General features: G+C 58.4%; 11 protein-coding genes. 6 read left to right on the top strand and 5 right to left on the bottom strand.

The window, feature by feature from the left end; translation table 11 throughout:
* The first annotated feature begins 235 nt into the window (after positions 1-235).
* The 5 genes from NKJ21_RS16755 (at position 236) to NKJ21_RS16735 (ending at position 7,593) form a co-directional block, all read left to right on the top strand.
* Positions 236-1,756 carry an aldehyde dehydrogenase family protein gene (locus NKJ21_RS16755; protein ID WP_008806123.1) on the top strand — a complete coding sequence of 507 codons (1,521 nt, stop codon included), beginning with the start codon at positions 236-238 and terminating at the stop codon, positions 1,754-1,756.
* A gap of 701 nt (positions 1,757-2,457) precedes the next feature.
* On the top strand, positions 2,458-3,042 hold the full coding sequence (locus NKJ21_RS16750; RefSeq protein WP_016161669.1) for a fimbrial protein: 585 nt from the start codon (positions 2,458-2,460) through the stop codon (positions 3,040-3,042).
* A 194-nt stretch (positions 3,043-3,236) separates the two neighbouring features.
* The gene (locus tag NKJ21_RS16745; RefSeq protein ID WP_072124516.1) at positions 3,237-3,899 is read left to right on the top strand and encodes a molecular chaperone; all 663 of its coding nucleotides are present in this window, start codon (positions 3,237-3,239) and stop codon (positions 3,897-3,899) included.
* Between the two features lie 78 nt (positions 3,900-3,977).
* Positions 3,978-6,491: a fimbria/pilus outer membrane usher protein gene (locus NKJ21_RS16740; RefSeq protein ID WP_012967384.1), complete on the top strand. Its 2,514-nt coding sequence runs from the start codon at positions 3,978-3,980 to the stop codon at positions 6,489-6,491.
* A gap of 7 nt (positions 6,492-6,498) precedes the next feature.
* Positions 6,499-7,593 carry a fimbrial protein gene (locus NKJ21_RS16735; RefSeq protein ID WP_008806119.1) on the top strand — a complete coding sequence of 365 codons (1,095 nt, stop codon included), beginning with the start codon at positions 6,499-6,501 and terminating at the stop codon, positions 7,591-7,593.
* On the opposite strand, the gene NKJ21_RS16730 is transcribed toward NKJ21_RS16735, so the two are convergent.
* Together NKJ21_RS16730 and NKJ21_RS16725 are read right to left on the bottom strand one after the other, a co-directional pair.
* Positions 7,590-8,279, bottom strand: coding sequence for a molecular chaperone (locus tag NKJ21_RS16730; RefSeq protein WP_008806118.1), 690 nt, complete (start codon positions 8,277-8,279; stop codon positions 7,590-7,592). The genes NKJ21_RS16735 and NKJ21_RS16730 overlap by 4 nt on opposite strands.
* A gap of 36 nt (positions 8,280-8,315) precedes the next feature.
* Positions 8,316-8,867: a fimbrial protein gene (locus NKJ21_RS16725; protein WP_012540815.1), complete on the bottom strand. Its 552-nt coding sequence runs from the start codon at positions 8,865-8,867 to the stop codon at positions 8,316-8,318.
* 466 nt (positions 8,868-9,333) lie between these two features.
* Between NKJ21_RS16725 and NKJ21_RS16720 the strand changes: the two genes are divergently transcribed.
* Complete coding sequence (locus NKJ21_RS16720) at positions 9,334-10,170, top strand: transporter substrate-binding domain-containing protein (RefSeq protein ID WP_012967386.1); 837 nt, start codon at positions 9,334-9,336, stop codon at positions 10,168-10,170.
* Positions 10,171-10,224: 54 nt separating this feature from the next.
* Here NKJ21_RS16720 and NKJ21_RS16715 read toward each other — a convergent pair whose 3' ends face one another.
* The 3 genes from NKJ21_RS16715 to NKJ21_RS16705 form a co-directional block, all read right to left on the bottom strand.
* Entirely contained in the window at positions 10,225-10,845 is a 621-nt protein-coding gene (locus tag NKJ21_RS16715) for a hypothetical protein (RefSeq protein WP_012540816.1), read from the bottom strand.
* A 157-nt stretch (positions 10,846-11,002) separates the two neighbouring features.
* Positions 11,003-11,797, bottom strand: a complete 795-nt coding sequence (locus NKJ21_RS16710) for an SDR family NAD(P)-dependent oxidoreductase (protein ID WP_032731122.1) — start codon at positions 11,795-11,797, stop codon at positions 11,003-11,005.
* Positions 11,798-11,857: 60 nt separating this feature from the next.
* The gene (locus tag NKJ21_RS16705) at positions 11,858-12,790 is read right to left on the bottom strand and encodes a glyoxylate/hydroxypyruvate reductase A (RefSeq protein ID WP_008806113.1); all 933 of its coding nucleotides are present in this window, start codon (positions 12,788-12,790) and stop codon (positions 11,858-11,860) included.
* Between the last annotated feature and the right edge of the window lies 1 nt (position 12,791).

Here is a 12,791-nt window from a genome sequence, read left to right as displayed (position 1 = left end):
TTGCAATATTGTAGCCATTTGGTTTATTTGGTGTTGCGATTTGCAACACAGAAGTGGACATCTGTGCGACAGCGCCTGCCAGCCTGGTAAAGAGATAACCCTAACCCATTAATAAATAATATAAATTATTGGCAATTAAAAACTGGCATAACCCCTGCAAAGTGAGAAGCGTTCGGCGGCAAGTTTAAAAAATCAATATGCCGCCGCGTCTCAACCCTACAGAAGGAGATTTGCGATGCGTTATGCACATCCTGGCCAGCCCGGCGCCCTGGTTTCATTTAAATCCGCTTACGGCAACTTCATTGACGGTAAATTTGTCGAGCCGCTGAGCGGTGAATTCTTTATGAATACCTCCCCGGTCGACGGCAGCAACATTGCGCAATTTCCCCGCTCGGACGCCAAAGACATTGAGTTCGCCCTCGATGCCGCTCACCGTGCGGCGCCGGCGTGGGGTAAAACGTCAGTGCAGCAGCGCTCCAGGCTGCTGCTACAGGTCGCCGATCGTATTGAACAGCACCTGGAGTATCTGGCCGTCGCGGAGAGCTGGGACAACGGGAAACCGATCCGCGAAACCCTGAATGCCGACCTGCCGCTGGCGGTGGACCATTTCCGCTACTTCGCCGGCTGCCTGCGCGCCCAGGAGGGAAGCACCGCCGAGATTGACGAAACGACGGTGGCCTATCATTTCCATGAACCGCTGGGGGTGGTCGGGCAGATTATCCCGTGGAACTTTCCGCTGTTGATGGCCGCGTGGAAGCTGGCCCCGGCCCTGGCGGCGGGTAACTGCGTGGTGCTCAAGCCGGCTGAACAGACGCCGCTGAGCATTACCCTGCTACTGGAGCTGATCGGCGATCTGTTCCCGGCCGGGGTGCTTAACGTGGTACAGGGATTCGGCAAAGAGGCGGGCGAGGCGCTGGCCACCAGCAAGCGTATCGCCAAGCTGGCGTTCACTGGCTCCACGCCGGTCGGGCGGCATATTCTCGCCTGCGCGGCGGAAAATATTATCCCCTGCACTGTCGAGCTGGGGGGCAAATCGCCCAACATCTACTTCGCCGACGTAATGGAGGGAGAAGAGGAGTTTATTGAGAAGGCGGTGGAGGGACTGGTGCTTGGCTTCTTCAACCAGGGGGAGGTATGTACCTGCCCGTCGCGGGCGCTGATCCATGAATCCATCTATGAGCCCTTTATGGCGCGGGTCATGGAGAAGGTGGCGCAGATCCGCCGTGGTGACCCGTTAGATACCGACACCATGATCGGCGCGCAGGCTTCCCGCCAGCAGTTCGATAAGATCCTCTCCTACATTCAGATTGCGCGGGAAGAGGGCGGGCAAATTCTGACCGGCGGCGAGCGGGCGGCTATCGCGCCGGCGCTGGATAACGGTTTTTATATTCAGCCCACGCTGATTAAAGGCCGCAACGATATGCGCAGCTTCCAGGAGGAGATCTTTGGGCCCGTGATCGGGGTGACCACCTTTAAGGACGAAGCGGAAGCGCTGACCATCGCCAATGAGACCCAGTTTGGCCTTGGCGCCGGGGTCTGGACGCGGGATACCAACCTCGCCTATCGCATGGGCCGCGGGATTAAAGCCGGCCGCGTATGGACCAACTGCTATCATGTCTACCCGGCGCATGCGGCGTTCGGTGGCTATAAACAGTCTGGCGTTGGCCGGGAAACGCACAAGATGGCGCTGGATGCCTATCAGCAAACCAAAAATCTGCTGGTGAGCTACGGCACCGCGCCGCTGGGTCTGTTCTAAATACAACCCCGCGCTTCTGTTCCAACCTCTGTCCGCAATCCGTCCGGGTTGCGGATTTTTTTTAACTGCAAAATAACCCTGCTATTTAGCCGGCTTTATTGAGCGGCATGACCAACACATTCACACGGCTGATGTAATATCTTTCACTTGAAAATAAAAAGGGTTCCACAACAAGAAATTATGCGCAGTGAGGCGGACACTTGTGCTTCATTTATGTAGAAATGATGAATATTAATACCAGGAAAATTCCTAATTTTCCTGTGCTGTCGATCGGAAGCACAATAAAACAAGACAACTTTTTGAGTAATTATCTTTAAATTTGTTAATGGTTTTGATCTGTTGTTGTTTGAAAGTGTTTTATTGCCGTTTGTATAGATATGTAAATTAACATTGAAAAGGCATTTCAAAAATAAATTTTATGCCTCTGATAATCATTAACTTATTCGTAACATTGTGCCGGGTTGCCTTTTGGTAGGTGCGGTAATATATTTATTTCGCACACCAAAATAACTTTTTTAGCTTCTGTTTTTTATTAATGGTCACCTTTTGACGGAATAAAGCAGAGCGAGAGGGCGTGTGCCTACTATCCTGCGGAAGGAACGCAATGAACATTTACAAGGAGGAACTGATGAGCAGCTTCGCGATAGCCAAGCGCTATTGCCGATGACTGTGCGATATATTCGTTAACGATGAGATAAATAATGAAAACCCAACTTCGTATTATGGCAATTCTCATGGGCGCGCTGGTTTCGGGCGTAACCTTCCAGGCGACTGCGGCAAACACGATTAATCCAAACTCAGGAACCAGTGCGCAAGGCGCCGGCGGGCAGGTCAACTTCAATGGGTCAATCACCGACAGCTCCTGCAACGTCGACAGCGGTTCAACCGGCCAGACGGTGGATTTGGGCAAATGGGCCAGCAACTATTTTACCAGTACCGGCTCCGAAACCACCAAAACATCCTTCCATATCAAAGTCAAAGATTGCCCGGCCAGCGTGACGACGGTCGCTGTGCTGTTTGATGGCGCGCGCGAACAGACGGATACCTCCCTGTTGGCCATCAACAGCGGCGGCGCCAGCGGCGTAGCGATTAAGCTGTATGAGCATGATCAGACGACGGCGGTTAGCCTCGGTAAAACGACCGCCAAACAAGCGGTCACTCCGGGTTCCAGCGGCAGCACCGGTTCTGCCGACCTCGAGTTTTACGCCGATTATGTCTCTACCGGGGCGACCGTGACGGCAGGTGACGCCAACGGTACGGCTAATTTCAATATGATTTATAACTAAGCATATTGCGCGTTATTCAGAGCCAGTCCATTGCGTCTGGATCCCTAGCAGTCTGTTGAAAAATTAATGGCGAAGCCGTCGCGATATATATTCGTGACGATATTGTTGTTCCTGCTAATTATCTCAATGGTGACTGGCTCTGTTATTCACAGCTTTATTTTATTGTCTGTTCAACCTTTACCTGATGGTTATTAATGATGAAGAAAATAATTGCCGTTGCGGCTTTTCTGCTGTGCTCCACGGCAGCGCAGGCCGGTATTGTCATGGGGGGAACCCGTGTGATTTATCAGGAAGGGAAGCGTGAAGCCGCTATTTCAGTCACCAATGCCGATACTCACACACCCTATCTGGTGCAGTCGTGGGTGGAAAATTACGCGGAAAATGACAAGAGCAAGGTGCCCTTTATTGTGACCCCACCGCTGTTCCGTCTCGATCCGGAGCAGAATAACGTTCTGCGTATTAACTTTATTGGCGCCTCGCTGCCCGACGATCGTGAGTCGGTGTTTTGGCTGAACGTCAAAAGTATTTCTCCGACGCCGCAGGGCGAGGTGAATAAGCTGCAGGTCAATATTAAGTCGAAATTCAAAATTTTCTATCGCCCCAACGGTCTGGCAGGCGACCCGGCAAAAGCCTGGCAGCAACTGAAGTTTACCCAGTCCGGCGGTCATCTGACGGTGGCAAACCCCACTCCCTATTTTGTCTCTTTTTACTCCGTCGCGGTGGGCGGGCAGAGCATCGATGAGCCAGGCATGGTGGCTCCGTTCGGCCAGAAAACGTGGCCGGTGAGCGGGCACGGCGCCGTCAAATGGCGGGCGATTAACGACTACGGTGGCGTCAGCGATTTCGCCCAGCAGTAATTCCCTTTTGTGATGACATGACCGGACGGCGCCAGCATGAAAAGAACAACAACAGCGAAGGTGCGGGAGTATGCCGCAATGCCAGTGACCGCAGGACGGGCGCTGGCGCTGGCGACAGTGCCGACGATGATGTTTTGTCTCAGCCCGCTGAACCGGGCGCTGGCCGACGACTATTTTGACCCGGCGGCGCTGGAGTTTGCCGACCCGCAGCAGCAAACCTCCGACCTGCACTACTTCGCCAAACCCGGCGGGCAGCAGCCGGGCACTTACTCTGTCACCGTGGTGGTTAACGATCAGGAGCTGGGTCAGGCTGATATTACGTTTGTTGACGATGGCGGGAAGCTGCAGCCGGTGCTGACGCCCGGTCAGCTGGCGGATTATGGGGTCAACGTCAGCGCCTTTCCCGCCTTTCAAACGCTGCATGAAGGAGAAACCTTCACCCGGATCGAGAAGTTTATTCCCGACGCCAGCAGTCGGTTCACCTTTGCTAACCAGCGCCTGACGCTGAGTATTCCCCAGGCGGCGATGAACGTGCAAAGCCGCGGCTATGTCGATCCCTCGCGCTGGGACGATGGCGTGCCGGCCGCGTTTGTCGATTACTATTTTTCCGGCGCGCAAATAAAGAACGCCGATGACGGGGAGAGCAGCCGCTCAAACTACCTCAATTTACGCAGCGGCGTGAACCTGGGCGCCTGGCGGCTGCGCAACGTCTCCTCAATGCAGTACGACCAGCAGCGCCGGCACTGGGATACCCAGAGCACCTGGCTGCAGCGCGACGTCCGCTCGCTGAAGAGCTTGCTGCGGATCGGCGATACCTACACCACCGGCGATGTGTTTGACAGCATCCCCTTTCGCGGCGTCCAGCTGATGTCTGACGATGAGATGCTTCCGGACAGCCAGCGCGGCTTTGCCCCCACCATCCGCGGCGTGGCGCACAGCAATGCCAAAGTGACCGTCTCTCAGCACGGGTATGTGATCTACGAAACCTTCGTGTCGCCGGGGGCATTTGCCATCAGCGATCTTTACCCCACCTCGCAGAGCGGCGATCTGGAGGTGAAGGTGACCGAGAGCAATGGTTCGGTGCGCACCTTTACTCAGCCCTATTCCGCAGTTCCTTTTATGCTGCGCGAAGGGCGCGGCAAATTCAGCCTTAGCGCCGGGCGCTACCATTCGGGGGCGGATACCGTCCGCTCGCCGGAATTCCTGCAGGGAACACTGTTCTACGGTCTGTCGGCGGGATTTACTCTCTATGGCGGTACGCAACTGGCCCAGGACTATCAGTCCTGGGCGCTGGGCCTGGGGCGCGGTTTCGGCGAGTTCGGGTCGCTGGGAGGCGACGTGACCCAGGCCGTCACCCGCACGCCGTCGGGCAAGCGCTACGCGGGCCATTCGTTGCGTGCCCAGTATCAGAAAGATTTTGTCAGCTCGGGGACCTCATTCAGCCTCGCCAGCTACCGCTACTCCTCCAGCGGCTATTACGATTTTGCCGAAGCCAGCGCGCTGGAAAGCGCGCAGGGGCAGGTGGACAACCGGCGTCGCCGGGAAGAGCTGTCGGTGACACAAAGCCTTGGCGGCCTCGGCAGTCTGGCGATCTCCGCCTGGTCGCAGGATTACTGGCACCGGCAGAGCCGGGATGAGACGGTACACCTCGGGTTCTACAGCGCCTGGAAGGGGATCTCCTGGGGCGTGGGCTATTACTACACCCGCGCCAGCAATCAGGAAAAAAATGACCGTTCCTGGTCATTTAATATCAACATCCCGCTGGGCGGCCCGCTGTCCGACAGCGCGGTAAGCTATAACACCACCTCGGACAGCAATGGCTATACCTCGCAGCAGGTCTCGCTGTATGGCGCGGTGCCGACGCGGCCAAATCTGTTCTATTCGGTCCAGCAGGGCTATGGCAACCAGGGGCGAGGCAGCAACAGCAGCGTCGCGCTGGATTACCACGGCGGCTTCGGCAACGCCCAGCTCGGCTATCGTCATGACGCCGCCAGCAACCAGCTGACCTGGGGAGGCGCCGGCTCGGTGGTCGCGCATCCGCACGGCGTCACCTTCGGCCAGACGGTGGGCGAGAGCTTCGCCATCGTCCGCGCGCCGGGGGCCGCTGGGGTGGCGGTACAAAACGGCAACAATGTGCACACCGACTGGCGCGGCTATGCCGTGGTGCCATCCCTGACCGCCTATCGAAAAAATGTCATTACCCTCGACACAGAGTCGATGGCCGACGATACCGACGTCGATCAGGAGGGGCAGACCGTGATCCCCGGCGGCGGCGCGGTGGTGATGGCCAACTACCGGACCCACATTGGCAACCGGGTGCTGTTTACCCTGCGCAATGCCCAGGGGCCGTTGCCGTTTGGCGCCAGCGCGCGGCTGGTCACGGCGGAGGAGAGCGGCAATGCGCCGGGCGGCATGGTGGCCGACGGTGGGCAGGTGTACCTCAGCGGCGTGCCGCAGGAGGGGACCCTGGCGGTGAGCTGGGTCGTTAACAACCAGTCGCAGAGCTGCACGCTGCATTTTCAACTTCCGGATAACCCACAGCAGAGTCTGAATACGGTGAAAACCGTCTCCGGACTGTGCCAGACACGCTGAGGCGGCTATGAAATCTGTTTTTCGTCTACTTCCTGTTCTCTTTCTGCTGGCGCTGAGTGGTTACCTCCCCGGCGTGCGGGCTGAAACCTGCCGCGCGAATATCGGCCAGACCACGGTCAATATTCCCAATATCAAATATTTACCCACGCTGCCGGTCAATACCCAGATGACCAGCGCGATGGCGGATAACGGCAGCGGGATCCCCTTTTCCTGCGACCTGCAGCTGCCGACGGCGAGCGCCAAACGCATCGTCTATAAGCAACTGAAAACCGGCGGCTCGCCGGTGGTGATTAACGGACAGCACGTCTACCCCAGCGCCATCGACGGCATCGGTTACTCGCTCAGCTTTCAGTGCGCGGGCGGCCCGATGCGCGCTATCGATGGCAGCCACTCCGCAGGCGGCGAGTCGGTGGTGGTGTGCGACAGCGCAATGCTTCCGGCGCTGATGACGCAGCAGCAAACCACGGTCAGGATCGCGGTGACCTTCTATAAAACCGGGACGGTGCAGCTGGCGGACGGGACGCACACCAACTCGCCGTCGCTGCCGCAGGTGGGGGAGATGACCATTGAGCAGCAGGCCAGCGGGAGCGCCAGCTATGTCGCCAGCGCGCCGGTCAGTATCGATATGGCGGCCCTGAACGTGGACATCGGCAGCAGCGGCAGCTGTCAGGTAGCGACGTCGACGATCCAGGTCACTCTGGGCACGGTAAACCGGGCGGAGTTTCACGGTAAAGGGAGCACCGGCGGCCAGGCGAAGCGCTTTTCGATCCCGGTGTTCTGTCCGTCGCCGACCGACGTGCGCATCGGCTTTTTCGGCGTCAGCGTGGAGAGCGATACCCTGGCCCTGAGCAAGGCCAGCAACAGCGCCAGCGGCGTCGGCGTGAAGCTGACCTACGGTAATAACCCCGGCGCGGCGGTCTCTGATGGCACCAGCGTTAAGATCAATGAGGCCAGCAACTTGCCGATCCTGAAAAGGGTGACCGGCACAAACGCCGGTACCGCCGAGGCGATCAATTTTAACGCCCAGTATGTGCAAACTGACGCCACGGTGGGGGCGGGCACGGCCAACAGCATGGTGACCTTCGCCCTGGAGTATAACTAGCCTGACGCTGGCGCATGGGCATTCTGCAGGGGGATGGGCACCACCGCGCCGTAGTCGTCGATATAGTTCAGCTGGTACAGGCGAGTGCTGTCGGTGGTCATCACGGTATGGCTGCTGTATGGCCGGAGCATCACGTTTCTCATCGGCGAGAGGTGGCCTTTATTATCGATCAGCGTCCCGTTGACCAGGGTGATATGCAGTGGGCCTGAGTTGGTAAAGCGCAGGTGATTCCCGCTCTGCTGCCACTGCAGCTTTTGCACCTCTCTGGCGAGGGTGGTGGTGATGGCGGGCGGACGATAAAAGAGCTTCAGGCGGGTACGGACGACAAATTGCAGCGTATGCGTGCCGACGGCTGCGGGAGGCGTCTCCTGGATATTGACCCAGTACACGCTTTCCCGATCGCCGGGCAGCCCGCCGCCGAAATAGATAAAGCGCAGCTGGGCGGATTGTTGCGGCGATAAATAGACCTGCGGCGGCGTCGCCACTATCGGCAGGCCGACGCGCGAGGTATTGAGTCCGGCGTCCAGCCAGATCTGCACTTTATAAGGCGTGCTGCTGCGATTGTGAATGTTCAGGCTGGCGACCTTTTCTTTCCCGGAATAGACCACCCGCGTGGCATTAATGGTGATCCCGGCGCAGGCCTGAAAGGTCACAGCGCAGAGCAGAACCGCCAACTGTGTTTTCATGAGGACTCCCTTGACGTCTCATCCCTGACCGGGAAGCTATTCCTGCATAATGGTAAATCGGGCCGTCGCATTGCCGTCGCCGGGATCGGCGTGGGTTTTGTCCCAGGTGTAATAGAAGGCGTTCAGCCTGAAGGTTCCGGAGCCGCCGTCCACCGGGATCTCTATGCGGGGATCGTGTTGCGGATCAAGGCGTTCATCGAGGCTGAGCGGGGTGCCCGTGCGGTCAGTGAGCAGAATACCTACCTTGCTGGCCGGCTTACCGCTGCCGTCGAGCGCCAGCACGCGGTTTTCAGGTGTGTCGGCAGGCGAGGGGCCGTCAACCACAATGTAGTAAGTGCCTTTCTCACAATCTTTAACGCGAATGTCGATGCCGACCGCCGGCCCGGTCCCAGACTGACTGTTTTTCAGTCTCGACAGCGGAATAGCGCCCATACTGACGTCGATGACCCCGCTGTCGCTCACCCCTTCGAGCTTGCAGGAGGCGTTCACGACCTTGCCGATGAAATTCAGCTTGCCCTCTGCCGCGAGTGCAGGGACAGCGGCCAGCCCGGCAAAGACCGTCGCCAGACACAGCGTGATTATTTTCATTTTCTTTCCTTCTCTATTGCCCGTAAAGCTGGCGCCAGGGCCGTTATTTTGATGAGTCTTATTTACGCCAGGTATGTTTTTTATTAATTCATCTGACTGACAAATTTATTAATACCAGGAAATAAACTGGCTTGTTATTTAGGGGCTGCTTTTGTCGGGATAGTAGCGTGGGGGAATTGCGACGTAAATAAGACGGTTATTAACGCGAGTTGAATGCCAAATATCGCTCGATAAAATAAATTGCTATTTTAATTCAATGCATTAGAAATAGCTTATTGCTCTTTTTTGCCAGGTGTTCGAACCCACTTCATGGTGGAAAATACGATCGTTCACGTAAGGCTACGCCCGGCAGATGAGGGATCATTCACCGGAGGGGGGCTGTTTTTTATCGCCAGATTTGCGATCGGCAACCGTGCTGCCGGGTTGTATGTCACGATGATTAAAAATAGGATGAATGCCCTGGCGCATGCTGCGGATGGTGTTGACTGATAAGCGGCCGATCACCCCGGCGCGAAAAATCGATAACGATAAGGATGGCGAGATGAAACTGACGGTGGGGCTGGCGTTGACGCTGGCGATAATGACCTGCGGCGCCCAGGCGCGCGATATGCAAACCATCGAGCACAGCGGTGAGCTGAAAGTGGGCGTGCCGGGCGATTACGCCCCGCTGGCGTTTCGCAATGCCGCCGGCGAGCTGCAGGGCTATGACGTGGACATGGCCCGCGATCTCGGGCGCACGCTGGGGCTGAAGGTGAGCTTCGTCTACACCAGCTGGCCAGCGCTCGCCGCCGATCTGCGGGCGGACAAGTTTGATATTGCGATGGGCGGCGTGACGCAGACTCCGGCGCGGGCGAAGGACTTCGCCCTCAGCCATCCGGTAGTGGCGAACGGTAAAATCGCCTTAGCCAACTGCCAGGCCGCCCCGCGGCTCGGCTCGCTGGCGAAGATTGACCGCCCGGAGGTGAAGGTGGTCGTCAACCCTGGCGGCACAAACCAGAGCTTTGTCGATGAGCATATTAAGCAGGCGCAGATCATTCGCGTACAGAACAACGTCGACAATCTGGAGGCGCTGCGGCAGAAAACAGCCGATATGATGGTGACAGACCTGATCGAAGGCGACTATTACCAAAGCAAAGAGCCCGGCGTGTTCTGCGTTGCTAACGAAACACCGTTCGCCGGCACCGCCAGCGACAAGGTGTATATGATGAATAAGGATAACCCGGCGCTGCTGGAGAAAGTGAACCAGTGGCTGGATAGCCAGGACAAAGAGGTTCTCAAACGGAAGTGGAAAATTCGCGGTTAACGCGGCGGCGCGCCACCGCCGGCAGACGCGTCCGGCGGTGGTTATCGTCCACGGTTAGCGCTGCGGCGACAGGGGCTGTCGCGCGAGGCCGCGGAAGTAGCAGGCGTAGCCGAGGGTGGCGGTCAGGCACAGCATATAGCCAAACGACTCGCTGCCTTCCTCGACCGTGTTTTTCACCACCCGGGCGTAGTTCTCATCCAGCACGGCGTACCACAGGCCGTGCATGCCGAACAGCCGCGAGAAGACCAGAATCGCCAGCAGGCCGCTGATCATCATCCCGTAATAGGGCGTGCGGGTATACTCCGCCAGCTGCGACAGGGTCTGACGCAGATGGCGCAGCGGCGCCAGCAGCGACCCTACGGTGGCCAGCAGGGCAAACCACACCCAGCTGCCGTGGGAGAGCAAATCAAACAGGCCATCCAGTTCACGGATCAGCATGGCGAGGAAGAAGCCGCCGATGAGGATATTGCTATAGCGCAGGTGGGTATATTTTCGCGCCAGCAGGAAGTGAACCAGTACGATGACGGCCAGCACGCTCTCCTGCACCACTTCGGTGAGCGACACCTCCGGGATGTCGTTGCCAAACACCCGAATATCCACCCACAGACAGAGTACCGCGAGGGCGGCTGCGACCGCCGCGCCGAGAAAGAATAGCAAGCTTCGTAACAGAGACATTAACACCACAACTTATACTTAAAAGAAATATCATAAGTTTTGGGAATGCATGTTCCTGTTCACTTTGTGCGACTTTGCCGCGTTTTTTTAACATTTTGCGCGGTTTAGCGCCGGCGAAGGCGACAGGGGAGGGTGACTCCCCTGAATGAGGTGGGCGTCAGAGAATATCATCCACCACGCCGCCGTCGACGCGCAGTGCGGCACCGGAGGTGGCCGATGCCTGTGGCGAGCAGACGTAGACCACCATATTGGCGACCTCTTCCACCGAGGCCGCCCGCTGGATCACCGAGCTCGGACGATGGGTCATGACAAACGCTTTCGCCAGTTCCTCCAGCGACTTGCCGGTTTTCGCCACGTCGTCTTTCAGCATCTCGGCAAAGCCGTCGGAAATCGTCGGCCCCGGCAGTACGCTGTTAACGGTCACTCCGCTGCCGGCGACATATTTCGCCAGGCCGCGGGCCAGCGACAGCTGCGCGGTCTTGGTCACGCCATAATGGATCATGTCCGCCGGGATATTGCGCGCCGATTCTGAGGAGATAAACACCACCCGCCCCCAGCCTTTACTGACCATCGCCGGGAGCAGCCCCCGTGACAGGCGTACGCCGGACATGACGTTGGTCTGCCAGTAGTTGTCCCATGTCGCGTCGTCGGTGGCGTAGAAATCCTGCGGGCCATAGATCCCGGCGTTATTGACCAGAATATCGACGCCGGTCACCGCCCGCAGCAGCTGGGCTGCGCCGTCGGCGTCGCTGAGGTCGGCGATGGCGGGTCGCGCCTTCGCGCCCGACACCTCATTTTGCAGACGAGCGATGGCGGCGTTCACGCTCTGCTCGCTGCGCCCGTTAATGATGATCTCTGCGCCGCTCTCCGCCAGGCCTTTGGCGATGGCGAAGCCAATACCCGCCGTGGAGGCGGTGACCAGCGCGACTTTCCCCGCTAAATCAATCTTCATGTTCCTGCCTTCTGGTTGTGGATCTCCCATTAAGCGTAGCAGCGGCAGTATGGCTGGGGATCAGTAACCGGCGTGCTTATTGACCAGGTTCTTCAGCGGCAGCCCGCGGCGCTGGCGCTGAATGTTCTCCAGCAACTGGCGGGCGATCACCTCGGCAGGGGCCGCAGAGGCCATATGCGGGGTGATGACCACCTGCGGATGGCGCCACAGCGGATCGTCCGCCGGCAATGGCTCCTGCGGGAAGACGTCGAGCACCGCCCCGGCGAGCTGGCCGCTCTCCAGCGCCGCCAGCACATCGTCATTGACCATATGCTCCCCGCGGCCGCAGTTGATCAACACCGCCCCGGCGGGTAGCCGGTTGAACAGCGGCGCGGCGAGGATACCTCGGGTCTGCGCGGTGAGCGGCAGGAGGTTAATCAGCCCGTCAAGCGACCCAAGAAAGTGGTCGAGCGCCTCCTCGCCGCGATAGCAGGTGACACCAGCCAGCTGCTTTTCACTGCGCGACCAGCCGGAGACCCGATAGCCGAGGCGGGCCAGCTGGTCAGCGATATAGCCGCCAATTTCGCCCAGACCCATAATGCCGATATGGAAGTCGGCGGCGGCGCGCTGGGGATAGAGCTTCCAGGTTTGGGTTCGCTGGTGGGCCAGCGCCCGGTCGAAATGGCGCTGAAACCACAGGACGCTCCACAGAGCATATTCGAACATGCCGTGGCGAAAATCTTCATCGATCACCCGGCACAGCGGGATCTCGCTGGCGAACAGCGCGGGCGGCAGATGATCGACCCCGGCGGACGCGGCCTGGATCAGCTTCAGCCCCGGCGAGCGGCTCAGCAGCTGCGGGTCCGGGAACCAGCAGCTGGCGTACTGGGCGTCGCGCGCCGCCTGGTGATGGGGCAGAAGCGCCGTGACGTCGGGAAACTGCTGCAGGGCGGCGCAAATATCGCGGGCGAAATCCGCGTCGTTACAATCCACAACGATAGTGATATCAGACATA

The sequence above is a fragment of the Klebsiella sp. SWET4 genome, from assembly GCF_024296565.1.
GTDB lineage: Bacteria > Pseudomonadota > Gammaproteobacteria > Enterobacterales > Enterobacteriaceae > Klebsiella > Klebsiella variicola.
This window is presented reverse-complemented; position numbering and strand designations above follow the sequence as displayed.

Bases quoted from the DNA above. Each gene is read 5' to 3' on its own strand.
- NKJ21_RS16720 (WP_012967386.1), top strand. From the start codon at position 9,334: ATGCTGCGGATGGTGTTGACTGATAAGCGGCCGATCACCCCGGCGCGA.
- NKJ21_RS16710 (WP_032731122.1), bottom strand. From the start codon at position 11,797: ATGAAGATTGATTTAGCGGGGAAAGTCGCGCTGGTCACCGCCTCCACG.
- NKJ21_RS16730 (WP_008806118.1), bottom strand. From the start codon at position 8,279: ATGAAAACACAGTTGGCGGTTCTGCTCTGCGCTGTGACCTTTCAGGCC.
- NKJ21_RS16750 (WP_016161669.1), top strand. From the start codon at position 2,458: ATGAAAACCCAACTTCGTATTATGGCAATTCTCATGGGCGCGCTGGTT.
- NKJ21_RS16715 (WP_012540816.1), bottom strand. From the start codon at position 10,845: ATGTCTCTGTTACGAAGCTTGCTATTCTTTCTCGGCGCGGCGGTCGCA.
- NKJ21_RS16755 (WP_008806123.1), top strand. From the start codon at position 236: ATGCGTTATGCACATCCTGGCCAGCCCGGCGCCCTGGTTTCATTTAAA.
- NKJ21_RS16735 (WP_008806119.1), top strand. From the start codon at position 6,499: ATGAAATCTGTTTTTCGTCTACTTCCTGTTCTCTTTCTGCTGGCGCTG.
- NKJ21_RS16745 (WP_072124516.1), top strand. From the start codon at position 3,237: ATGATGAAGAAAATAATTGCCGTTGCGGCTTTTCTGCTGTGCTCCACG.
- NKJ21_RS16725 (WP_012540815.1), bottom strand. From the start codon at position 8,867: ATGAAAATAATCACGCTGTGTCTGGCGACGGTCTTTGCCGGGCTGGCC.
- NKJ21_RS16740 (WP_012967384.1), top strand. From the start codon at position 3,978: ATGCCAGTGACCGCAGGACGGGCGCTGGCGCTGGCGACAGTGCCGACG.
- NKJ21_RS16705 (WP_008806113.1), bottom strand. From the start codon at position 12,790: ATGTCTGATATCACTATCGTTGTGGATTGTAACGACGCGGATTTCGCC.